Genomic DNA, 22,591 nt, shown 5'->3' on the forward strand with positions numbered 1-22,591 from the left:
CCTACCTCGCACAGGCGAGAGCGCGGTCACCCGTGCCGACCAGTCCCAGCAGAGAGGACCTGCACGCAATGATGAGCACGAGTCCCGGCAGTGCCACGGCACCGGCCGCGGGCCGCCGACGCCGGAAGGTGACGCTCGGCCTGACGACGGCGCTCGCCGCCGTCGTCGTGGTCGCCGGCAGCACCGGCCCGGCCGCCGCCGCGACCCCGTCGTCGTCCGGCACGCCGAACTTCGGCGCGAACGTCACCGTCTTCGACCCGAGCATGCCGGTCAGCCAGATCCAGGCCACCCTGGACGCGGTGCACACGGCCCAGGTCGACGCCGAGATGGCGCCCAACCGGTACGCGTTCCTGTTCAAGCCGGGCACCTACGGCACAGCCGAGCAGCCGCTCCAGGTCAAGGTGGGCTACTACACCGAGATCACCGGTCTGGGTGCGTCGCCGACCGACGTGGTGATCAACGGCAAGGTCGAGGTCTACAACCGGTGCCTGGCCGACGGCGGCACCGGCAACTGCCTCGCGCTGGTCAACTTCTGGCGCACCCTGTCCAACCTGACGATCAACGTCAACGCCGCCGGGCAGGACGGCTGCCGTGCCTCGGCCAACTTCTGGGGCGTGTCGCAGGCGGTCTCCATGCGCCGGCTCAACATCACCGGCGCGAACCTGTCGCTGATGGACTACTGCACCGCGGGTCCGCAGTACGCCAGCGGCGGCTTCATCGCCGACTCGAAGCTGCCGTTCGTGGTCAGCGGATCGCAGCAGCAGTGGCTCACCCGCAACAGCGAGGTGGCCGGCTGGTCCAACGGCGTGTGGAACCAGGTCTTCACCGGCGTCGTCGGCGCGCCGACCGACGAGGCGTTCCCGAACCCGCCCTACACGACACTGGACACCACCCCGGTCAGCCGGGAGAAGCCGTTCCTGTTCGTGGACGCGCAGGGCAAGTACCAGGTCCGGGTGCCGTCGGCGCGCACCGACACCCGCGGTGTCTCGTGGGCTGACGGGATGACTCCCGGCCGCACCGTGCCGCTGAGCGACTTCTACGTCGCCAAGCCGGGCGACTCCGTCACGAAGATCAACGTGGCCCTCGCGCTCGGCAAGCACCTGCTGCTCACCCCCGGTGTGTACGACATCGCGCGCAGCATCGAGGTGTGGCGTCCCGACACCGTGGTGCTGGGTCTCGGCCAGGCGACGCTGACGGCCGTCAACGGCTCCGTGCCGCTCGACGTCGCCGACGTGCCCGGCGTCATCATCGCCGGCGTCACCATCGACGCCGGTCTCCAGGAGTCGCCGGTGCTGCTGCGCGTCGGCCGCAAGCACAACCTGCTGCGCTGGTCGACGCCGAGCAACCCGACCACGCTGTCGGACGTGTACTTCCGCGTCGGCGGCCCGCACGTCGGCAAGACCGACACCGCGCTGCAGGTCAACAGCAACGACGTGCTCATCGACCACACCTGGGTGTGGCGCGGCGACCACGGCGTGGAGGGCTTCACCGACACGCAGCGGTGGAACACCAACACCGGCCGGTACGGCGCGGTGATCAACGGTGACCGGGTCAACGCCAACGGCCTGTTCGTCGAGCACTTCCAGAAGTACAACACCGTGTGGAACGGCGAGAACGGCCGCACGATCCTGTACCAGAACGAGCTGCCCTACGACCCGCCGACGCAGGCCGACTGGATGAACGGCGACGTCGAAGGCTACGCGGGTTACAAGGTCGGCGATCACGTGCGCACGCACACCCTGTACGGCGGCGGCGTGTACGTGTTCAACCAGAACAACCCGTCGATCCACACCGAGAACGGCTTCGAGGTGCCGAACCGGCCGGGGATCAAGCTGCACCACATCATGACCGTCAACCTGAGCGCCGGCACGATCGACCACGTGGTCAACGGCCTCGGCGACCCGGCTGACACCACCCGCATCGGCTCGCCGGTGTACGTCGTGGACTACCCGGCCCCGTAAGTCGGGTGCCGCACGCTGTGGCCGGTCCGGGCACGTCCGGACCGGCCACAGCCCTATCCGGCCGAGGCGAGGAACATTATGATCATCGGGTGCCCGACTCGATCCCGTTGACGATCCGTTCCGGCGGCCTGGACGATGTCGCCGCTGTGCTCGCCTTGATGGACCAGGCGACCGAGTGGCTGGTGTCGATCGGGCGGGAGGACCAGTGGGGCTCGGAGCCGCACTCCACCAACCCCAAGCGCATCGCCCAGATCGAGGGATTCGCCCGCGGCGGCGGACTGTGGATCGCCGAGCGCGACGCAGCCGTGGTCGGCGCGCTCTCGGTCGGCGAAGCCCTGCCGTACGTGCCGCCTGCCGAGGAGCCCGAGCTCTACGTCCAGCTGCTGATCTCCGACCGGTCCACGTCAGGCCGAGGCGCCGGCGCCGCACTGCTGGCGCGTGCGCGTGAACTGGCCCTCGCCCAGGGTGTCGCGCTGATCAGACTGGACTGCTTCGCCGGGGGCGAGGGGGCACTGGTGCGCTACTACGAGAAGCAGGGTTTCACCAGGGGAGACACCTTCTCCGTCGAGCAGCCCGGCCGCGAATGGCCGGGGCAGATCCTCACTCGCCGCTGGTGAGCCCGCGCCGTGACAGCGTGATCAACGTCCCGGTCGCGGTGCAGATCGAGGTGGTCTAGGACTACTTCGCCGACATCTGTTGGCGAAGTGCCCGTGAGCTGGCTACTCTGGCCTGGTGGGAACGGGAGTGAAGGCCGGGGAGACGCACAGTCGCGACCCCCGGGCCGTACGGACCAGGGCGCGGCTCGCGGACGCGTTCACCGCGGTCGCGGCACGGCACCCGGGAGCTCCGGTGTCGGTCAGCGCGATCGTGGCGGAGGCGGGCCTGAACCGGTCCTCCTTCTACGCGCACTTCGACACCACGGGCAGCCTGGCGGTGTACGTCCTGGAGCAGGCCCTGCGGGCGATCTCCGAGCAGGACGTGCAGGTGCGGTTGATCGGCGAGGCCACCGGGCGGCACGCCTCCCGGATCGTGCTCGGGCACATCCTCGACCAGGTCGAGGGCCAGCGCGCCGAGCTGCTGGCCGTGTTCGGCTCGGCCGAGGGCGGCGCCGCGACGGCCCGGTTCGGGCAGCAGCTCGCCGACAACATCGGGTACTACTTCCAGCGCTTGCGGATCGCCCCGGCGCGGCCGCCGGGTGAACTGGCGACGACCGCCGTGTTCCTCGGCCACGGCCTGGCCGCCGCGATCGTGCACTGGGTCACCGATCCGGACCCGTGCCCGCGCGACGACCTGGTCGACGTGCTCGCCGGCCTGGTCCCGGCCTGGGTGGACGACCCGGACCCACGCTGACGAAGACACCGCCTTGAACAGATCAACAGGGGGACTCATGGCGAAGAACTGGCTCATCACCGGAACCTCCAGCGGTTTCGGCTACGAACTCACCCGGGCCGTGCTGGAGCACGGCGACAACGTCGTCGCCACGGCCCGCAGGCCCGAAACCCTCGACGAGCTGGTCCGCAAGTACGGCGACCAGATCCGCGCGGTGACCCTGGACGTCACCGACCCCGCGGCCTCGCGAGCCGCCGTGCAGGCGACCGTCGACGCGTTCGGCAGTCTCGACATCCTCGTGAACAACGCGGGCTACGCCGTGTCCGGTTCGCTGGAGGAGACGCCGGACGAGGACTTCCGCGCCCAGATCGAGACGAACCTCTTCGGCGTCGTGAACGTCACCAAGGCCGCGCTGCCCGTGCTGCGCGCGCAGCGGCACGGCCACGTCATCCAGTTCTCGTCCATCGGCGGACGGGCCGGCGGCACGCCGGGGCTGGGGGCGTACCAGACCGCGAAGTTCGGTGTCGAGGGCTACTCCGAGGTGCTCGCGAACGAGGTGCGGCCGTTCGGGGTGAAGGTCACCATCGTGGAGCCGGGCGGGTTCCGCACCAAGTGGGGCGGCGGGGCGTCGCAGCTCGCGGCCCCGATCGGGCCGGACTACGAGCCGTCGGTCGGCGCGATGCTGAAATTCCGGGAGCAGTACGTCGAACCCGGCGACCCGGTCCGGGCCGCGAAGGTGGTCATCGACCTCGCCGACTCCGCCGATCCGCCGCTGCGGCTGCTGCTCGGCTCCGACGCCCTGAACCGGGCCCGCGAGTCCGCGGCGTCCCGCGCCGCCGAGACCGAGAAGTGGGCCGACGTCACCGTCTCCACGGACTACCCGGCCGAATCCTGACCGGTTCCGGTGGGCGCGTCGGCCGACGCCGGTTGCGGTTCGGGGAAACAGCAGCAACGCGACGTTCGATTGCCGCAGTTTCCCCGAAACCGCGTTCCGGTCGGTGTCAGGTCGGTGTGCGGGCCGTCCGGGTTCTGGCGCGTTCCACCGCTGCGGTGAGCTGGTCGGCGGTGATCAGTTCCTCGTGGGTGCCGGGCGCGCCGCAGGCGAACGCGCCCGACACGGATCCGGCCAGCACGCACTCCTCGATCGGGCGGCCGATCAGCCACCGGCTCATGAAAGCGGTGCTGAAGCCGTCGCCCGCGCCGTTGCTGTCGATGACGGGCCGCTCAGGAGCGACCGCCGGATACCGGCATACCTCCGGGGTGTCCCTGGTGGCGACGCGGCAGCCGGCCGCCCCGTCGGTCGCGACGACCACCTGCGCCCGGCCGGAGCCGAGCACCGCCAGCAGGATGTCGTCGATGCGCTCCGGGGCCGCCTGGGCGCTGAGGAACACCAGGTCGGCGGCGCGGGCCAATGGCCATACCCAGTCGAGTTCGCCGTCCCACGCGTGCAGGTCGGTGGAGGTGGTGACGCCCAGCCGGTGGGCGTCGGCGAACGCGCCCGCGGCCCGGTGCCCGGCGATGTGGGCGTGCCGGGTGCGCTGCAGGAACGGCAGGTAGAAGTCCGGCGGCAGCACCAGGTCGTGGGGGTGGCGGCCGTCGAAGAACGAGAAGCGGTGGCCGGCCTTGTCGACCAGGTTCACGGCCCGCGGGGTGCCGTTCGGGGCGGTGATGTGGCTGAAGTCCAGGCCGAGTTCGGCGTAGCGGGCCAGCACCATGGCGCCGAGCATGTCGTCGCCGAGGAAGTCGATCAGCTTGGTACGCAGGCCCAGCGCGTGGAAGCCCAGCGCGACGCCGTTGCCGGAGTGCGCGACGTAGTCGCGGATCGGCGACACCGGAAGGAAGTCACCCGGCGGGACCGCCAGCTCGGGGACCTGCACGATGGTGTCCACGCCGACCCCGCCGAGCACCAGTACGTCATAGCTGGACATGGCTGACCGCCTCCCCGATGTGTGACCGTTTTACCCGGAGCGGCGGGCCTTGCCCACCCTAACCTCACTCCGATCTTCTCGCGGTCCCCACGCCGTGAGCCGTCCGAGCCTACTGCGTACGTCGTTCGCGGTTAGAGTGGCGAGGTGACGGGTGGTCAGCACGGATCGATCTGGACCAGGCCCCAGCGGGGCGCGCGCGGTCCCTCGCCCGAACACCGGCTGGCGGACATCGCCGCGGCCGGGATCCGCCTGGCGGCCACCGGTGGGCTCGCCGCTGTGTCCATGCGCGCCGTCGCCGCCGAGCTCAAGACCACGGCCAGCACCTTGTACCGCTACGTCGCCTCTCGTGACGAGCTGCTCGACCTCATGGTCGACACCGCCATGGCCGGATTCGCCCACACCCCTCGGTCCGATGAGGACTGGCTCGGCGCGCTGGTCCGGATCGCCGAGTCCACCCGCTCGCTCTACGTGGCGCAGCCTTGGCTGCTCGACGCGGTGCCCTCCAGTTCCGCGCCGGGCCCGAACACGCTGTGCTGGTTCGAGCACTGCCTGCAGGCGATGGCGGCACTCGACCGGACGACGCTGCGCAAGATGGAGGCCGTCGGCGTGCTCAACGGCGTGATCATGTTGTTCGCCCGCAGCGCCGCCGCTCCCACGGCCATCGACTTCGCCGCGATGGACCCGGTCCGCCACCCGCGCCTGACCGCGGCGCTCACCGGCAGCTCACCCGGACCGCCAACCGTCGACCTGTTCGAACGCGCCGTCCGCGCCCTGCTCGGTGGCCTGCTCGACGACCGCGCCGGGTAGGTGTGGTCGGACCGCCGCCGGTGGTGGCGGACCGCCGTGTGCGATCTGGACCTGATGACGTGATTCAGCAGGCCGCATAGGATCACGCGGGTGGTGCTCGGACCGAGGGGGCGATGTGGACGCTGTGCGGATGGCCGTGCTGGTGGCTGCGACGGTGACGATGGGGATCATGGCAGGGGTGTTCGGCCTGTACTCCCACACCGTCATGCCCGGGCTGCGGCGTACCGACGACCGGACGTTCGTCGGCGCGTTCCAGGCGCTCGACCGGGCGATCATCAACCCGTGGTTCATGCTCGGTGGCTTCCTCGGCGCGCTGGTCTTCACCGCCGGTTCGGTGCTGCTGTTGTTCGGCCCAGGCAGCCCGGCACTGAGCTGGACCATCGCCGCACTCGTGCTGTACCTGGTCGTCTTCGTGATCACGATCGCCGTCAACGTGCCGATGAACAACGCGCTCAAGGCCGCCGGAGAACCTGACCAGGTCGCCGACCTGGCGGGTGTGCGGGCCCGGTTCGACGAGGCCAAGTGGTCGCGGTGGAACCACGTGCGCACCGGGGCGACCACCGTCGCGTTGATCTGCCTCGCCGTCGCGCTCCTGAACTACGGCCGCTGACTCACCTGAGCAGATCCAGGGCTGCCTCCGGCCGAGTCAGCGTGTAGTCGGCGGGCTCCCGCGCGTCGTAGAGGTGACCCCAGGTGGCGGCCGCGCCGACACTGCCGGCCGCCGCGGCCGCGCGGAGGTCCAGCGGGGAGTCGCCGATGTACGCGACCGCGCCCGGTGCGACCTCCAGCCGCTCGGCAGCCAGCAGCACACCGTCCCCAGCGGGCTTGGGCCGACGCACATGGTCTCCGCCGATCAGCACGTCCACGGTCAGCCCGGCCGCATCGAGCAGCATGCGAGCGCCCCGGGTGCTCGCCCCGGTGAACACCGCCACCGCCCGTCCCCGCTCCCGCAGCGCGGCGAGCGTTTGGACGATCCCGGGATATGGGGCGACCTGTGCGCCGTGCAGTTCCTGGTAGTAGACGTCGGTCTCGTGCGGGCCGAGGGGCCGTCCGACCAGATGCGCCAGGATCGCCTCAGGGGTGCCCACCGGATACGCGGCGACGGCCTGCGCCGGGCTCACCGGCTGTCCACCCAGCCGTGCGACCGCGCGCACGAACGCCGCCGGCACCACGACCGTGGAGTCGAGCAGCGTGCCGTCCATGTCCCAGACCAGTTCCGCAACCGCCATGCCGACATCCTCCGGCGGGCGTCTCAGGAGATCAAATTGGTGCGGGTGGGTGTCCCGTGGGAGGCCGGGACGTTGATGCGCCACCATGGTGGCCATGGCACGAGCACGTAGGAAGCCCGAACCGCGGCCCGCCGTCTGCCCCTGTGGGACCGGGCAGCCGTACGACGAGTGCTGCGGCCGCTGGCACCGAGGCGGCGAGGCGCCGACCGCGGAGCAGCTGATGCGCTCGCGGTACAGCGCGTTCGCGCTCGGGGACGTCGCCTATCTGCTGCGCACCTGGCATTCCAGCACCAGGCCGGGGGAGCTGGACCTGACCGGCGGGCCGCGATACACCGCGTTGGAGGTGCTCGCCACCGACCGGGGCACGATGTTCGACACGGAGGGGACCGTGCTGTTCCGGGCCCACTACCGCGACGGCGGCCGGCCGGGCGTGCTGGAGGAGCACAGCCGCTTCCTGCGCGAGGGCGGCCACTGGCGGTACGTCGACCCGCTCTGACCGGTGGTCGGGAAGACCCGACAGGTGCCCCAGGTTCAGAATAAAATCAAGCACGCTTGACTTTTTTAAGGCTCGGCGGAAGGGTGGAACCGACTGGAGGGAGCACCCGATGGCGGACATCGAGGCGCTGCTGGCCGATCTCGACGCCGAGAGCGCCGACGCCGACCGGCTCGTCGCGGACCTGGCAACGGACCGCTGGGCGACGCCGACCCCGGCCGCCGGCTGGACCGTCGCGCACCAGATCGCCCATCTGCTGTGGACCGACGAGCGCTCCCTGCTCGCCGCGACCGATCCCGCCGGCTTCGCTGATGCGCTGCAGGAGATCGCCGACTCGCCGGACCCGCTGCGCTTCGTCGACGCCGGAGCCGAACGGCTCGCCGTGCTGCCGCCCGACGAGCTGCTCGGCCGCTGGCGGGAGACCCGCGGGAAGCTGCGGGCCGCGCTCGCCGCCGTCCCGCCCGGCACCCGGCTGCCCTGGTACGGGCCGCCGATGAGCGCCGCGTCCATGGCGACCGCCCGCATCATGGAGACCTGGGCGCACGGCCAGGACCTCGCCGACACCTTCGGCGTCACGCGGACCCCCACCGGCCGGCTGCGCCACGTCGCCCACATCGGGGTACGCGCCCGCGACTTCGCCTACGCCGCGCACGGGCTCGACGCGCCCATCGCGCCGTTCCACGTCCGCCTCACCGGGCCTGACGGTGACGAGTGGACCTGGGGGCCGGAGGAGGCCGCGCAACGGGTCACCGGACCCGCTCTCGATTTCTGCCTCCTGGTGACCCAGCGGCGGCACCGCGCCGACCTCGCCGTACGCGCGGACGGACCCGACGCCGATCGGTGGCTCGACATCGCCCAGGCCTTCGCCGGCCCACCCGGCACGGGCCGCGCACCCGGCCAGTTCGTCCTGGAGGGCGGCGCATGAGCGCACCGCTGCGCATCGCGAACGTCTCCGGCTTCTACGGCGACCGGGCCTCGGCGATGCGGGAGATGCTCGAAGGCGGCCCGATCGACGTGCTCACCGGTGACTACCTCGCCGAGCTGACCATGCTCATCCTGGCCCGCGACCGGATGAAGGACCCGGCCACCGGATACGCCAAGACGTTCCTGCGGCAGTTGGAGCAGTGCCTCGGCCCGGCCCTCGACCGGGGCGTCACCATCGTCGCCAACGCGGGTGGGCTCAACCCGTCCGGGCTCGCGCAAGCGCTCGGCGCGCTCGCCGGGCGGCTCGGGCTGAGCCCGCGCATCGCGTACGTGACCGGCGACGACCTGCTGGAACGTGCCGACGAGCTGGGGCTGGGCGCGCCGCTGGCCGCGAACGCGTACCTCGGCGCGTGGGGCATCGCGCGCGCCCTGCGGCAGGGGGCCGACATCGTGGTGACCGGCCGGGTCACCGACGCGTCGCTGGTCGTCGGCCCGGCCGCGGCCCGGTTCGGGTGGGCGCGCGACGACTTCGACGCCCTTGCCGGGGCCGTCGCGGCCGGGCACGTGATCGAGTGCGGCGCGCAGGCGACCGGCGGCAACTACCCGTTCTTCGCCGAGCACGCCATCGGCCTGCCCGGGTTCCCGATCGCCGAGGTGCACGCCGACGGCACCAGCGTCATCACCAAACACCCCGGCACCGGCGGTGTCGTCAACACGGGCACGGTCACCGCGCAGCTGCTGTACGAAGTGGATGGCCCGAGGTATCTCGGACCCGACGTCACCACTCGCCTGGACACGGTCGTGCTGGCCGAGGACGGCCCCGACCGGGTGCGCATCACCGGAGTGCGCGGCGAAGCGCCGCCGGCGACGCTGAAGGTCGGACTGAACTCGCTCGGCGGCTTCCGCAACGACGTCACCTTCCTGATCACCGGCCTGGACGTCGAGGCGAAGGCGGCACTGGCCCGTGCGCAGCTCGAAGCGTCGCTGAAGCGCGCGCCCGCCGAGCTGGTATGGCGGCTGGCCCGCACCGACCACCCCGACGCCGACGGGCAGGAGGAGGCCAGCGCGCTGCTGCACGCCACCGTCAAGGATCCCGACCCGTCCGTGGCCGGGCGCGCCTTCAGCGGGGCCGCCGTCGAGCTGGCGCTGTCCAGCTACCCGGGCTTCACGCTGCTCGCCCCGCCCGGCGACGCGACCCCGTTCGGGGTGTTCACCTCGGCGGCCGTGCCGGCCGAACAGGTCCCGCACGTGGTGGTGCTGCCGGACGGCACCGAGCACCGGATCGAGCCGCTCGCGCCCGGGGTCACGGATTCCCTGGTGAGCAGCGCGGAGCCATCGGTGTGGGCCGCGCACGGGCCGACACGGCGTGCGCCGCTGGGGCTGGTCGTCGGGGCGCGCAGCGGCGACAAGGGCGGCAGCGCCAACATCGGCGTCTGGGCGCGTACGGACGCCGCCTATGCCTGGCTGGCGGCGACGCTGACCGCGGGCGCGCTGGTGAAGTTGCTGCCCGAGGCTGCGGGGCTGCCCGTCGCCCGGCACCTGCTGCCGAACCTGCGGGCACTGAACTTCGTCGTCGACGGGCTGCTCGGCGACGGCGTGTCTGCGGGTACCCGGTTCGACCCGCAGGGCAAGGGCCTGGGCGAGTGGCTGCGCTCGCGGCACGTCGACATCCCGGAGGAACTGCTGTGATCCTGAGATCCACCCTGGACACCGGCGCGGCCGCGTACGCGGGCAACCGGGGCGCGCTGCTGGAGAAACTCGCCGCGCTCGACGCCGAGCACGCCAAGGCGCTGGGCGGGGGTGGGCCGAAGTACGTCAAGCGGCACCACGACCGGGGCAAGCTGCTGCCGCGCGAGCGCATCGAGCTGCTGGTGGACCGGGACTCGCCGCTGCTGGAGCTGTCGGCGCTGGCCGCGTACGGCACCGACTACCCGGTCGGGGCGAGCGTGGTGACCGCGATCGGGGTCGTCGAGAACACCGAATGCATGATCATCGCCAATGACCCGACGGTGCGCGGGGGAGCGTCCAATCCGTACACCCTGCGCAAGACCCTGCGGGCGATGGACATCGCTCGGGAGAACCGGCTGCCGCTGGTGAACCTGGTCGAGTCCGGCGGGGCCGACCTGCAGAGCCAGAAGGACATCTTCATCCCCGGCGGGCGGCTGTTCCGCGACCTGACCAGGCTGTCGGCGGCGGGTGTGCCGACGGTGACGCTGGTGTTCGGCAACTCCACCGCGGGCGGGGCGTACGTGCCGGGCATGAGCGACCACGTCGTCATGATCAAGGAGCGGTCGCAGGTGTTCCTGGCCGGCCCGCCGCTGGTCAAGATGGCCACGGGCGAGGACGCCGACGAGGAGTCGCTGGGCGGCGCGGCGATGCACGCCCGCGTCTCCGGCCTGGCCGACTACCTGGCCGACGACGAGGTGCAGGCCATCGGCATGGGGCGACGCATCGTCGCGTCGCTGCGCTGGCGCAAGCTCGGCGCGGCCCCGTCGCCGCAGGCCGACGAGCCGGTGTTCGACGCCGAGGAGCTGCTCGGCATCGTGCCGCCGGACCTGCGCACCCCGTTCGACCCGCGCGAGGTGATCGCCCGGGTCGTCGACGGCTCCCGCTTCGACGAGTTCAAACCCGAGTACGGCGCGAGCCTGGCCACCGGCTGGGCGAGCGTGCACGGCTTCCCGGTCGGCATCCTGGCCAACGCGCGCGGGGTGCTGTTCAGCGCGGAGTCGCAGAAGGCGGCGCAGTTCATCCAGCTCGCCAACCAGACCCGCACCCCGCTGCTGTTCCTGCACAACACGACCGGCTACATGGTCGGCAAGGACTACGAGCAGGGCGGCATCATCAAACACGGCGCGATGATGATCAACGCGGTGTCGAACAGCACCGTGCCGCACATCTCGGTGCTCATCGGCGCGTCCTACGGCGCGGGCCACTACGGCATGTGCGGGCGGGCGTACGACCCGCGCTTCCTGTTCGCGTGGCCGAGCGCGAAGTCCGCGGTGATGGGTGGCGCGCAGCTGGCCGGGGTGCTGTCGATCGTCTCGCGGCAGTCGGCGGCCGCGGCCGGGCGGCCCTACGACGAGGACACCGACCAGGTCGTCCGCACCATGGTCGAGAACCAGATCGAGGCCGAGTCGCTGCCGATGGTGCTGTCCGGGCTCGGTTACGACGACGGCGTCATCGACCCCCGCGACACCCGCACCGTGCTCGGCCTGTGCCTGTCCGCGGTGCAGTCGGCCCCCGACCCCGGCCCGGGTCCCTACGGCGTCTTCCGGATGTGACGAGATGATCTCCCGACTGCTGGTCGCCAACCGGGGCGAGATCGCCCGCCGCGTCTTGCGCACCTGCCGCGAACGCGGCATCACCACCGTCGCCGTGTTCTCCGACGCCGACGCCCGAGCCCTGCACACCCGAGAAGCAGACATCGCGGTACGCCTGCCCGGCGTCACCGCCGCCGACACCTACCTGCGCGCCGACCTCGTCATCGAGGCCGCGCTCGCGGCCGGCGCGGACGCGGTGCACCCCGGCTACGGCTTCCTGTCCGAGAACGCCGCCTTCGCCCAGGCCGTCATCGACGCCGGGCTGACCTGGGTCGGGCCGTCACCGGACGCCATCGACGCGATGGGCTCGAAGATCGCGTCGAAGAAGCTGATGGCCGCCGCGGGCGTGCCTGTGCTGCCCGAACTCGACCCGGCCACCGTCATCGAGGCCGACCTGCCGGTGCTGATCAAGGCCTCGGCCGGTGGCGGCGGGCGGGGCATGCGCGTCGTGCGCACCCTCGCCGACCTGCCCGACCAGGTCGAGGCCGCCCGTGCCGAGGCCGCCGCGGCGTTCGGCGACCCGACCGTGTTCTGCGAGCCCTACCTGGCCACCGGGCGGCACATCGAGGTGCAGGTCTTGGCCGACGTGCACGGCACGATCTGGGCGGTCGGCGAGCGCGAGTGCTCCATCCAGCGCCGCCACCAGAAGGTCGTCGAGGAGGCCCCGTCGCCGATGGTCGACCCGGCGATGCGCGAACGCCTGCACGCCGCGGCCACCGCCGCCGCGGCCGCGATCGGCTACCGCGGCGCGGGCACCGTCGAGTTCCTCGCCGCGTCCGACGGCTCCTTTCACTTCCTGGAGATGAACACCCGTCTCCAGGTCGAGCACCCCGTCACCGAACTCGTCACCGGCCTCGACCTGGTCGCCCTCCAACTCGACATCGCCGAAGGCGCGGCCCTCCCACCCACCCCGCCCCCCGTCCACGGCCACGCCATCGAGGTACGCCTCTACGCCGAGGACCCCGCCCACACCTGGCGTCCCCAAACCGGCCCCCTCCAAAAGTTCACCCTCCCCGCCACCACCGAGTTCGGCGCACCCGCACCGGCCTTCGGCGGCAGTTTCGGGGAAAGTGCAGGAATCGACCGCGGCATTCACGCAGTTTCCCCGAAACTGCAGAGCCACCACGGGATCGTGGTGCGGGTGGACAGCGGGTTCGCGGGCGGGGACGTGGTGACGCCGCACTACGACCCGATGTTGGCGAAGGTGATCGTGTGGGCGCCGACCAGGGCGCAAGCCGCGCGGGCGCTGGCGGGGGCGCTGGCCCAGGCGCGGATTCACGGGTTGGTCACCAACCGGGATCTGCTGGTCAACGTGCTGCGGCATCCGGCGTTCCTGGCCGGGCGGATCGACACCGCGTTCTTCGAGCAGCACGGGCTCGACATGCTCGCCCGGCCACTGGCCGACGAGGACGCGCAACGCCTGTCCGCGTACGCCGCCGCGCTGGCCGCGTCCGCTGCCGAGCGTGCGGAAGCGACCGTCGTGACCGGACTGCCGAGCGGCTGGCGCAATGTCGCCTCCGCGTCGCAGAACCGTGCCTACCAGGCCCCCGCTGGGCGGATCGACGTCGGCTACCGGCGCGCCCGCGACGGCGTGCGGATCGAGGGCGAGCCCGACCTCGTCGTCGGCGAGGTCACGCCGACTCGGGTCGAGCTGGGGCGCGGCACCGTGCGGCACGTGTTCGCCGTGGCGGCGTACGCGGACATGGTCTGTGTCGACTCGGCGCTCGGGCCGGTCAGCCTGCGGCCGGTCGAACGTTTCCCGGAGCCGGAGACGCAGGTCGCGAGCGGGTCGCTGCTCGCGCCGCTGCCCGGGGCCGTCATCCGCCTCGGCGTCGCCGAGGGCGACCAGGTCACCGCCGGCCAGCCGCTGCTGTGGCTGGAGGCCATGAAGATGCAGCACGAGATCACCGCCCCGACCGACGGCACCGTGACCAGCCTGCCCGTGGCCGTCGGCCACCAGGTCGAGGTCGGCGCGGTGCTCGCGGTCGTCACCCCGCCGGAGGCCCAACCGTGATCCTTGAGAGCGACGAGCGCCAGGCCCTGCGCCGCGCCGTGTCCGACCTGGCCGGCAAGTACGGCCACGACTACTACCTGCGCTGCACGCGCGCCGGCGAGAAGACCACCGAGCTGTGGCAGGAGGCCGGCCGACTCGGCTACCTCGGTGTGCATGTGCCCGAGGAGTACGGCGGCGGGGGCGGCGGCATCGGCGACCTCGCCGCGGTCTGCGAGGAACTCGGCGCGGCCGGCTGCCCGCTGCTGATGATGGTCGTGTCCCCGGCCATCTGCGCCACGGTCATCTCCCGGTTCGGCACCCCGGAGCAGAAGCAGCGCTGGCTGCCGGGCCTGGCCGACGGGACGAAGATCTTCGCGTTCGCGATCACCGAGCCCGACGCCGGATCGAACTCCCACAAGCTCACCACCACCGCGACCCGCGACGGCGACGGCTGGCTGCTGTCCGGCCGCAAGACCTACATCTCCGGCATCGACGAGGCCGAGGCGGTGCTGGTCGTGGGGCGTACCGCCGACGAGCGCACCGGGCGGCTCAAGCCCGTGCTGTTCGTGGTGCCGACCGACGCGCCCGGCTTCACCGCGCAGCAGATCCCGACCGAGCTGGTCGCGCCGGAGAAGCAGTACAACCTGTTCCTCGACGAGGTACGGCTGCCCGACGACGCGCTGGTCGGCAGCGCCGACGCCGGGCTGCTGCAGTTGTTCGCCGGGCTGAACCCCGAGCGCATCATGGCCTCGGCGTTCGCGCTCGGCATGGCCCGGTACGCGCTGGGCCGGGCCGTCGAGTACGCCAAGAACCGCACCGTGTGGGGGCCGCCGATCGGCGCGCACCAGGCGATCAGCCACCCGCTCGCGGCCTGCCACATCGAGGTCGAGCTGGCCCGGCTGATGACCCGGGAGGCGGCGTTCCTCTACGACAGCGGCGACGACCAGGCGGCGGGCGAGGCGGCGAACATGGCCAAGTACGCGGCGGGGGAGGCCACCGTGAAGACCGTCGACCAGGCGATCCAGACCCACGGCGGCAACGGCCTGGCCACCGAGTACGGGCTGGCCACGCTGCTGGTCGCGTCCCGGCTCGGGCGGATCGCCCCGGTCAGCCGGGAGATGATCCTCAACTTCGTCGCCCAGCACAGCCTGGGCCTGCCCAGGTCCTACTGAGCCCGGGTAGCGTGATCGCCGTGCCGACCACCCCCGTACGTGAACCGCAGCAGGACCGCAGCCGCGCCACCCGCCGGCGGCTGCTGGAGGCCTCGGTGCGGTGCATGGCGGAACTCGGGTGGTCCGGCACGACGGTCGCCGTCGTCGCCGAGCGCGCCGGGGTCTCCCGCGGCGCGGCCCAGCACCACTTCCCGACCCGGGAGGACCTGGTCACCGGGCTGATCGAGCACATGACCGAGGTGCGGGCCGCCGAGATCGAGGGGGCCGTCGCGGGGCTGCGCAGCGGCCCCCGGCGCACCGAGCAGGTGCTGGTGGTGCTGGTCGGGCTGTATCGCGGGCCGCTGTTCCGGGCCGCGCTGCACGTGTGGACCGCGGCGGCGGTGGACGCGTCGCTGCGGGACCAGGTGCGGCCGCTGGAGGCGGCACTGGGGCGTACCGCGCACGGCATGGCGGTCGAGCTGCTGCGCGTCGACGAGCAGACCCCTGGCGCGCGGGAGACCGTGCAGGCGACCCTGGACCTGGCGCGTGGGCTGGGCCTGGGCGAGCTGCTGCACGACGACACCGCCCGCCGGGCCCGGGTGTTGCGCCAGTGGGCGGCCACCCTGGACGTGGTCCTGCCGCCGGCCTCCTGAACGGACCCGGCGGACCCCGTTCGCGCGGCGGCGGTCAGCGGTGTCGGCGGGTGGCGCCCCTCCGGCATCTGGTGATCAGCCAGAAGGCGGTGCCGGTGCCCAGCCCGTAGACGAGGTGCCCGGCCAGATCTGTGCCCAGCGTCTTCGCGTCGTACTCCCAGATCGGCTTGTACAGGCCGGCCACCGGCAGGACGGCGTAGTCGCTGCCCCAGACGGCCGCGCCGAACAGCAGCCCGTACCAGGGGCGAGGATTACGCAGCGACCCGGCCACGATGCCGTAGAGCGCGCCCCAGCCGGATCCGTAGCCCCAGTGCGCGGCGGTGCTGGCCGGCCACGCCCAGCGGTCCGGCAGCTCGCGCTGGGTGAAACCCTCGACCACCCGCTTGGCGACCTGCCCCGGGTCGGGCGCCTGCGCCCAGCTCTCGACCGGCGCGAACTCCCAGCCCAGCGGGCTGTCCTTGCCGCCCGTGCGGCGATAGTCCAGGTAGCGGAACGTGTCCATGCAGACGGTGCCCACGACTCCGGCGATCAGCCCCGACACCACCGCGGCGAGAGGTGTGAGCGAGCGTTCTCGGATGTGCATACCCGGCTCCAGTCTGTCGACCTGAGCGGCATGTCCGCACCGTGGCGGGCCGCCGACGGTGCGATGGACCTCCCCTGTGTCGAGTATGCCGTCCGGCGGCGGCAGTAGCGCCGGAACCGCCAGATCATCGCCTCGACGGCGGACTAGACGGTGACCTGATCGCCGCTGGGCACCGGCGAGGGGGTGTCCTCCGGTGTGCGGCGCGGTCTGATCAGGCGGGCGATCCACAGTCCGGCCGCGAAGATCGCGGCGAGGATGAACACGCCGACGTACTCCGCCGCGGGCACCCGTGGCAGCGTCGCCAGCTTCGCCGTGCCGAGGATCGAGACGACGACGCCGACCGAGCCGACGTAGGCCAGGCCGATCAGCCAGCGCACCCGCCGGCTCAGGCCCAGGCCGTGCATCTGCGTGATCACGAAGATGGTGGCGAAGCCCCAGCCGAACTGGAACCACAGCTGCTTCGGGCTGTTCAGGGCGACGATCGCGCCGTGGAACAGGACCATCACCTCCAGGGTCACCGTCCACCAGCGGTTCACGTGCGCGCGGGTCAGGAACAGGCTGCCCTGCACCAGGATCAGGAACATGTAGAGGAAGCCGATCAGGTGCCCGGTCGTGGTCTCCATCGGGTGGTACCAGAACGTGTACACCGCGGCCCAGGCGAAGTAGTAGCCGTGGTACTTGCGCGCCCACTCGCGTACGCCCGCGCCGCCGGGTGTCGGGACCGTCCTGCCGAAGAGCAGGCCCCGCCGGTCGTTCTCCATGAGCAGCACCCAGACCAGCAGGATGATGACGGAGAACTGCGACGACCAGATCGACACGTCCTGGGCGAGGCCGTCGTACCAGAGCTGGGTCTGTGCGAAGTGGAGCAGCACGAAGGCCGCGTTGAACGCCAGCGCGGCCACGTTGACCAGGTGCAGCCGTCCGGTGTACTTGCCGACGCGCTGCTGTCCGTACCAGATCAGGGCCCAGAAGCCGACCTGGTGCAGGGCGTACAGCGACCAGACTCCGGCCATGATCAGCGTGGAGCGTTCGGGCCGCTGCCAGACGTACCAGGAGGGTCCGGCGTCGGGCAGCAGGTCCGGCCGGGCCAGCCAGCCGGCGCTCAGCGCGATCAAGCCCGTCATAAGCAGGCCGGCGGCGATCGCGCCGAGCAGCGCCCGGCTCGCTCGCAGGTCGGTAACCTTCATCGCGAGCGCCTCCAGCCCCATAGCCCGTCGCCGATCGCACGGGTTCAGACAGCTTCTTACCTGTCCGGCCCGGACGCAACCGTTTCGGTGGAGGAAACTCTGTTCTCCTGGCGGTGACCCGCCCGGCGGGTGCGCGCTCAGAAGGTGACGGCGATGCCGACGACCGGCTTCTTCGGCAGGTGCAGGACCCGCGCCGCCCAGTTGCCGACCCGCGACATCCAGTACTTGCGGGCGATCAGCTGCCGGACATGCCGCGTGCCCGCGTCGTCGAGGACCCGGGCGGTGGCGTCCACGTGCACGGCGTCGGGCGCGATGCGGCCCCGGACGTCGCACGGGGCCAGCGACACCCGGCTCGTCCGCCGGATGCGCTTGACCTTCCACGCGTCGGCGTCCGAGACGATGAACAGCTCGTCACCGTCGACGGCCAGCCACACCGGTGTGGCGACGGGCGTGCCGTCCTTGCGGTAGGTCGTCAGGCTGACGTATTTGGCGCGGGCGAACTGGTCGGCGGTGGTCACGGCGACCAGCTTAGCCACCGGGGGCCGGACGCGGTCAGGCGTCCGGCCCCTGTGCCACCCCTACCCGGTCAGCAGGCGCCCTGGTCGGACCAGACCGCCCAGGAGCCTGGCGCACCGGGCTCCGCGCCGGTCGACCACCAGGTCGACTCGTAGCGGCGGCCGTTGTGGGCGACGGTCGCGCCGGGGGCGTACGCCGTCGTCGCACTCCAGCCGGGCAGCCCGCCGCAGCCCGGCGGCGGTCCGGTCGGTCCGGCGGTCGGGCTCGGCGGGTTCGTCGGCGGGGTGCCGCCGCCGACCGTCAGGGTCAGGCCGTAGGTCTGCAGGATCTCGTTGACCGGCTGGAAGTACGTCGTGCCGCCGGAGCTGCAGTTGCCGGAGCCGCCGGAGGTCACGCCCTGCGCCTGGTCACCGGCGATGAGCGAGCCGCCCGAGTCGCCGGGCTCGGCGCAGACGTTGGTGCGGATCAGGCCGGTCACGGTGCCCTGCGGGTACGTCACCGAGCTGTTGAGGGCGTTGATGGTGCCGCAGTGCCAGCCGGTGGTGGAACCCGACCGGCACACCGACGCGCCGACCCCGGCGGCCTGCGAACCGGCCACGGCGACCGTGCCGGAGTAGCGGTTCACCAGGGCACGTGGGGTGTTACCGGCGGCGGTGCGCACCCAGGCGTAGTCGTTGCCGGGGAAGCTCGATCCGGCGAACGTGCCGCTGGGCTGCGTGGTGCTCGCCCCCGCGCTGCCGCAGTGCCCGGCGGTGACGAAGCCGCCGGTGACCGCGAAGCCGACCGAGCAGCGGGTGCCGCTGCCGATGTAGTAGGCGTTGCCGCCGACGATGTCGATCAGCGGCTGCGGCTGCTCGGTGCTGGCCTCGAAGCGGACCATCGCGATGTCGAGGCCGCTCGACGCGGCCCAGGTGCGGGCCGCGCTCAGCGCGCCGTCCCGGTAGAGGACTACGACGCGGTTGGCGCGCACGTCGGGGTACCAGCCCGGGACCTGCTTCGGCGCGGTGGCGGCCCGCCGGTCGAGGCGGCCCGTCTCGCGTACGAGCAGGGCCTCGCTGTGTGCGACGGTGACCGGGACGGCCCCGGCCGCCCGCACTCGAGCGCTGTCGGCGGCGGTGGTCACGGCCACGGTCAGCGTCGAGGCGTCGGTGTCGAGGTAGGCCCCGCCGAAGCCGCTGCCCAGCGCGCCGCGCAGCTGCTGCTCGGTGCGGGCGAACGCCGCCTCGCGGCCCAGCCGGGCCAGTGCCTGATCAGGGCTGATGCGCAGGGTGCGGGCCAGCTCGTAGATCATGCCGCGGTCCGCGGCGACGGGCAGGGGAGCGGGAGCGGGTGTGGAGCCGGCGTTGGCCGACGTGATCACCATGGCGGATGAGAGGGCCGCCACGGCGATCAGAACACTGAAGAGTTTGGATTTCGGCGTCACACCGGGGAATCTAGGAACCCTACTGGAAACCTTCTATTTCCAAACAGGTCATATTGTTTACGGTAAGCAAACCGTTGACCAGTGTCAGTCCTCGTAGAGCGGGTAGTCGTTCGGGTTTGGACCGACGACCTCGACGCCGAGCGCCCGCAGATCGTCGGCGGAGAAGGTCGCGTCGGACCGGTCGCCCAGCAGCGCGGCGGCGAGCGCGTCCAGCATGTCCAGGTGGGTCTGCCGCGACTGGGCGGCGAGCTGCTCGATGCGCTCGCTCGCCGCCATGACGTGCTGCCCGTTCACGCCCGCATCCTCGATCTTCTTGACCAGCAGGCTCGACTCCAGGAAGCCCGACCACGGGGTGCGGATCGCCAGGAACGACCGGGCCGTCGAGCTGAACAGCATGAACAGCACGCGGTTGTCGAACGATCCGACGCCGTCCATGTCCAGGCGCACCCCGAAGAGCTGCCCGAGCCCGTCGAGCATCGCCTCGTGGTGGGCCCTCAGCGCCGCGTTGAACGTCGCGGAATCGGGGAAGTAGCCGCCGAAGCCCTCGCCCTGCGCGCCGAGGTAGGCGCGCACCAGGTCACCGCGGTCGTACATGAGCCCTCCCCGTTTGGAAGGTGCAGGGTACAGGGCCGCCGGACGGGTCCGCGGCGGCGGCGTACGCCATCAGGGTGTGATAGGACCGGGCTGATATCTGCCGCCCCGTCGATCGAGGCAGCAGGCTCGGGGGATGTCCCTGCCACTGCACCGGCTCACCACGCCCCAGCCGCTGTCCGCTCCGTTCGCGATCGACACGTTCGCGGCCCTCGGCCCCCTGTCGCACGCCCCGTTCCCGCACCGGCACACCTTCTACGAGGTGGTGCTGGTCCGGGCGGGCGGCGGTGCCCACGTGGTCGACCTCGCGGCGTACCCGCTGGAGCCGCCGCAGCTTGCCGTTGTGCTGCCGGGGCGTGCCCATCACTGGCAGGACGCCGTCGACCTGCACGGCTGGCTGATCCTGTTCAGCGAGGAGTTTCTCGCCGGGTGCCCCCGGGTCCGCGACCTGCTGCATCTGCTGGGTCACCGGCCCTGCCGCACCCTTTCGCCGGATCTCGCGGAGGAGGCGTTCGGCCTGGTCGAGCGGATGCGGCAGGAGTGTGCCGAGCCCGCCGCGGACTCGCTCGGGGTGGTGCAGTCGTACCTGCGCGTCCTGCTGACCAAGGCCGCCCGCGTGACCGGTGCGCTTACCCCGCCCGGTGCCACCGGGCAGCGGGCGGAGCTGGCCGGACGGTTCCTGGACCTGCTGACGGCACCGCGCGGCGGGGCACTCTCGGTCCGCGAGTGCGCGGCGGCGCTGGGTGTCTCGCAGGGTTACCTGGGTGAGGCGGTCCGCGACGTGACCGGGCGCTCGCCCGGCGAGCTGATCCGCCATGCCCGCACCGTGGAGGCGATGCGGCTGCTGGCCGGCACCCGGCTGAGCATCGCGCAGATAGCCCGCGAGCTGGGCTTCGCCGACCAGGCGTACTTCTGCCGGTTCTTCCGCAGGGAGACCGGATCGAGCGCGGGGGAGTTCCGGCGGGCGGCGTCCTGGACGTGGGCACCCGTCGAAAACACCACGAACACCCGATCGCGTCCATCGAATGGTGGCTATGCGCCGCTCTAGCGTTTCCGGCGACGTCCCATGAAGGAGACCCGCCATGAACGACGACGACGCCCGCACCCCGGGCATCACCCGTAAGTCCCTGCTGCGCGCGGCGCTGGTCGTGCCGGCCGTGCCGCTGCTGGCCGGGATGCCCGCGCTGGCGAGCACCCCGTCCGGGCAGCCGCCCAGGGCCGGTTCACGCTGTCCACCATCGTGCCCGGCCTCTACCCGGGCCGGACCCGGCACATCCACGTCAAGGTGCAGGCGCCAGGCCGCCCGGTGCTGACCACGCAGCTCTACTTCCCGAATGAGCCCCGCAACAGCACGGACTCCCTGTTCGACCCGGCCCTGCTGATGAACGTGCAGCAGGTCGGCTCGGCCCGGCGGGCCACCTTCGACTTCGTGCTCAACGTGCCGGGCACGCCGCCCTCACCCTCCCCGACGGCGACGTCCTCACCGAGCCCCACGCCCACCGGCGGCACCTGGCAGCCCTACCAGCCGTACGCCGTCGGCGCGCAGGTCACTTACGGCGGCCTGGCGTACGCCTGCCAGATCGCCCACACCTCCCTGCCCGGCTGGGAACCCCCGAACACCCCCGCCCTCTGGCAACGCCGCTGACCGGCCCGCTGCGTTCCTGCTCTTTCGGGGAAGTGCACGAATCACGGCCGCGATTGGTGCACTTCCCCGAAACTGCCGACCGGCGCGGGATCGGCGGCCCGAGGTCGTGGAGGTGGTGATCTAGGGTGGGGTCATGATCGAACTTGCTGCCGTGCGGCGGGACCTGGCTCCGACAGGGGTGCTGCGGGCGTCCATCAATCTCGGCAACCCGGTGCTGGCGCAGGGCACGCCGGACGCTCCGGGCGGGGCGACCGTGGACATCGCGCGCGAGATCGGGCAGCGCCTGGGCGTGCCGGTCGAGTTCGTCTGCTTCGACGCCGCCCGCAAGTCCTTCGAGGCGCTGACGTCCGGCCGGGCCGACATCTGCTTCCTGGCCGTCGAACCGGCCCGGGAGGCCGAGGTCGCGTTCACCGCCCCGTACGCCGTCATCGAGGCGGTGTACGCCGTCCCGGTGGACTCGCCGATCGTTTCGCTCGACGACGTGGACCGGCCCGGCGTGCGCGTCGGCGTGAAGCAGGGATCGGCGTACGACCTGTTCCTGTCGCGCACCTTGCGGCACGCCGAGATCGTGCGTGGCGAGGAGGGTGTCGAGGCGTTCCGCGCCCACGGACTGGAGGTCGCGGCTGGCATCCGGCAGCCGGTGCGGGACTTCGCTGCCGCCGAAGCGGGCGTCCGGGTGATCGACGAGGCGTTCATGCAGATCCGGCAGGCCGTGGGCACGACCCGGGACCGGTTGCCGCAGACCGTGCGTTTCCTGCGCGACCTCGTCGAGGAGCTGAAAGGCTCCGGTTTCGTGGCCGAGGCGCTGCGGCGCTCGGGCCGGCTCGACGCGACGGTCGCCCCGGCGGCCTGACCGCG

At 71.9% G+C, this 22,591-nt stretch carries 23 protein-coding genes; 16 read left to right on the top strand and 7 right to left on the bottom strand.

Translation table 11 applies throughout. From position 1 onward, the window contains the following. The first annotated feature begins 71 nt into the window (after positions 1-71). From AB0B35_RS18525 to AB0B35_RS18540, 4 genes are all read left to right on the top strand, one after another. Positions 72-1,961 carry an adenylyl cyclase gene (locus tag AB0B35_RS18525; RefSeq protein ID WP_361046711.1) on the top strand — a complete coding sequence of 630 codons (1,890 nt, stop codon included), beginning with the start codon at positions 72-74 and terminating at the stop codon, positions 1,959-1,961. Positions 1,962-2,050: 89 nt separating this feature from the next. Further along, positions 2,051-2,578, top strand: a complete 528-nt coding sequence (locus AB0B35_RS18530; protein WP_361046714.1) for a GNAT family N-acetyltransferase — start codon at positions 2,051-2,053, stop codon at positions 2,576-2,578. A gap of 115 nt (positions 2,579-2,693) precedes the next feature. Further along, the gene (locus AB0B35_RS18535) at positions 2,694-3,311 is read left to right on the top strand and encodes a TetR/AcrR family transcriptional regulator (RefSeq protein WP_361046716.1); all 618 of its coding nucleotides are present in this window, start codon (positions 2,694-2,696) and stop codon (positions 3,309-3,311) included. Between the two features lie 37 nt (positions 3,312-3,348). Beyond that, positions 3,349-4,185, top strand: a complete 837-nt coding sequence (locus AB0B35_RS18540; protein ID WP_361046718.1) for an oxidoreductase — start codon at positions 3,349-3,351, stop codon at positions 4,183-4,185. A 106-nt stretch (positions 4,186-4,291) separates the two neighbouring features. On the opposite strand, the gene AB0B35_RS18545 is transcribed toward AB0B35_RS18540, so the two are convergent. Beyond that, positions 4,292-5,218, bottom strand: coding sequence for a carbohydrate kinase family protein (locus AB0B35_RS18545; RefSeq protein ID WP_361046720.1), 927 nt, complete (start codon positions 5,216-5,218; stop codon positions 4,292-4,294). Positions 5,219-5,362: 144 nt separating this feature from the next. Between AB0B35_RS18545 and AB0B35_RS18550 the strand changes: the two genes are divergently transcribed. Both AB0B35_RS18550 and AB0B35_RS18555 read left to right on the top strand, forming a co-directional pair. Further along, positions 5,363-6,025, top strand: coding sequence for a helix-turn-helix domain-containing protein (locus AB0B35_RS18550; RefSeq protein ID WP_361046722.1), 663 nt, complete (start codon positions 5,363-5,365; stop codon positions 6,023-6,025). A gap of 115 nt (positions 6,026-6,140) precedes the next feature. Then, positions 6,141-6,635 (top strand): anthrone oxygenase family protein, encoded by a 495-nt coding sequence (locus AB0B35_RS18555; protein WP_361046725.1) that lies wholly within the window; start codon positions 6,141-6,143, stop codon positions 6,633-6,635. A 1-nt stretch (position 6,636) separates the two neighbouring features. Here AB0B35_RS18555 and AB0B35_RS18560 read toward each other — a convergent pair whose 3' ends face one another. After that, positions 6,637-7,254 (bottom strand): HAD-IA family hydrolase, encoded by a 618-nt coding sequence (locus AB0B35_RS18560; RefSeq protein ID WP_361046728.1) that lies wholly within the window; start codon positions 7,252-7,254, stop codon positions 6,637-6,639. A gap of 94 nt (positions 7,255-7,348) precedes the next feature. Between AB0B35_RS18560 and AB0B35_RS18565 the strand changes: the two genes are divergently transcribed. The 7 genes from AB0B35_RS18565 (at position 7,349) to AB0B35_RS18595 (ending at position 15,788) form a co-directional block, all read left to right on the top strand. Continuing rightward, complete coding sequence (locus tag AB0B35_RS18565) at positions 7,349-7,750, top strand: YchJ family metal-binding protein (protein WP_361046731.1); 402 nt, start codon at positions 7,349-7,351, stop codon at positions 7,748-7,750. A gap of 109 nt (positions 7,751-7,859) precedes the next feature. Continuing rightward, positions 7,860-8,672 (top strand): TIGR03084 family metal-binding protein, encoded by an 813-nt coding sequence (locus AB0B35_RS18570; protein WP_361046734.1) that lies wholly within the window; start codon positions 7,860-7,862, stop codon positions 8,670-8,672. After that, positions 8,669-10,360, top strand: coding sequence for an acyclic terpene utilization AtuA family protein (locus AB0B35_RS18575; RefSeq protein ID WP_361046736.1), 1,692 nt, complete (start codon positions 8,669-8,671; stop codon positions 10,358-10,360). The genes AB0B35_RS18570 and AB0B35_RS18575 overlap by 4 nt, the downstream gene beginning before the upstream one ends. Continuing rightward, positions 10,357-11,952 (top strand): carboxyl transferase domain-containing protein, encoded by a 1,596-nt coding sequence (locus tag AB0B35_RS18580; RefSeq protein ID WP_361046738.1) that lies wholly within the window; start codon positions 10,357-10,359, stop codon positions 11,950-11,952. Before AB0B35_RS18575 ends, AB0B35_RS18580 begins: the two co-directional genes overlap by 4 nt. A 4-nt stretch (positions 11,953-11,956) precedes the next feature. Next, positions 11,957-14,005 (top strand): biotin carboxylase N-terminal domain-containing protein, encoded by a 2,049-nt coding sequence (locus AB0B35_RS18585; protein ID WP_361046741.1) that lies wholly within the window; start codon positions 11,957-11,959, stop codon positions 14,003-14,005. Continuing rightward, the gene (locus AB0B35_RS18590) at positions 14,002-15,156 is read left to right on the top strand and encodes an acyl-CoA dehydrogenase family protein (RefSeq protein WP_361046744.1); all 1,155 of its coding nucleotides are present in this window, start codon (positions 14,002-14,004) and stop codon (positions 15,154-15,156) included. Before AB0B35_RS18585 ends, AB0B35_RS18590 begins: the two co-directional genes overlap by 4 nt. 20 nt (positions 15,157-15,176) lie before the next feature. Next, on the top strand, positions 15,177-15,788 hold the full coding sequence (locus AB0B35_RS18595) for a TetR/AcrR family transcriptional regulator (RefSeq protein WP_361046746.1): 612 nt from the start codon (positions 15,177-15,179) through the stop codon (positions 15,786-15,788). Positions 15,789-15,822: 34 nt separating this feature from the next. Here the strand turns inward: AB0B35_RS18595 and AB0B35_RS18600 are convergent, their stop codons facing one another. The 5 genes from AB0B35_RS18600 to AB0B35_RS18620 form a co-directional block, all read right to left on the bottom strand. Further along, on the bottom strand, positions 15,823-16,371 hold the full coding sequence (locus AB0B35_RS18600) for a hypothetical protein (RefSeq protein ID WP_361046749.1): 549 nt from the start codon (positions 16,369-16,371) through the stop codon (positions 15,823-15,825). A gap of 143 nt (positions 16,372-16,514) precedes the next feature. Next, a complete protein-coding gene (locus AB0B35_RS18605) occupies positions 16,515-17,558 on the bottom strand; it encodes a hypothetical protein (RefSeq protein ID WP_361046752.1) in 1,044 nt (347 codons plus the stop codon). 137 nt (positions 17,559-17,695) lie between these two features. Continuing rightward, positions 17,696-18,076, bottom strand: a complete 381-nt coding sequence (locus AB0B35_RS18610) for a PPOX class F420-dependent oxidoreductase (protein ID WP_361046755.1) — start codon at positions 18,074-18,076, stop codon at positions 17,696-17,698. Between the two features lie 68 nt (positions 18,077-18,144). Continuing rightward, on the bottom strand, positions 18,145-19,497 hold the full coding sequence (locus tag AB0B35_RS18615; protein WP_361046758.1) for an alpha-lytic protease prodomain-containing protein: 1,353 nt from the start codon (positions 19,495-19,497) through the stop codon (positions 18,145-18,147). Positions 19,498-19,581: 84 nt separating this feature from the next. Then, positions 19,582-20,091: a hypothetical protein gene (locus AB0B35_RS18620; protein WP_361046760.1), complete on the bottom strand. Its 510-nt coding sequence runs from the start codon at positions 20,089-20,091 to the stop codon at positions 19,582-19,584. Between the two features lie 133 nt (positions 20,092-20,224). On the opposite strand from AB0B35_RS18620, the gene AB0B35_RS18625 reads away from it, so the two are divergent. The 3 genes from AB0B35_RS18625 (at position 20,225) to AB0B35_RS18635 (ending at position 22,586) form a co-directional block, all read left to right on the top strand. Further along, positions 20,225-21,136 (top strand): AraC family transcriptional regulator, encoded by a 912-nt coding sequence (locus tag AB0B35_RS18625; protein WP_361046762.1) that lies wholly within the window; start codon positions 20,225-20,227, stop codon positions 21,134-21,136. A 192-nt stretch (positions 21,137-21,328) separates the two neighbouring features. Beyond that, the gene (locus AB0B35_RS18630; protein WP_361046765.1) at positions 21,329-21,733 is read left to right on the top strand and encodes a carbohydrate-binding protein; all 405 of its coding nucleotides are present in this window, start codon (positions 21,329-21,331) and stop codon (positions 21,731-21,733) included. 133 nt (positions 21,734-21,866) lie between these two features. Then, positions 21,867-22,586 carry a transporter substrate-binding domain-containing protein gene (locus AB0B35_RS18635; RefSeq protein WP_361046768.1) on the top strand — a complete coding sequence of 240 codons (720 nt, stop codon included), beginning with the start codon at positions 21,867-21,869 and terminating at the stop codon, positions 22,584-22,586. Positions 22,587-22,591 lie beyond the last annotated feature (5 nt).

Origin of the sequence: Catellatospora sp. NPDC049133, from assembly GCF_040648455.1 — a bacterium.
Lineage (GTDB): Bacteria > Actinomycetota > Actinomycetes > Mycobacteriales > Micromonosporaceae > Catellatospora > Catellatospora aurea.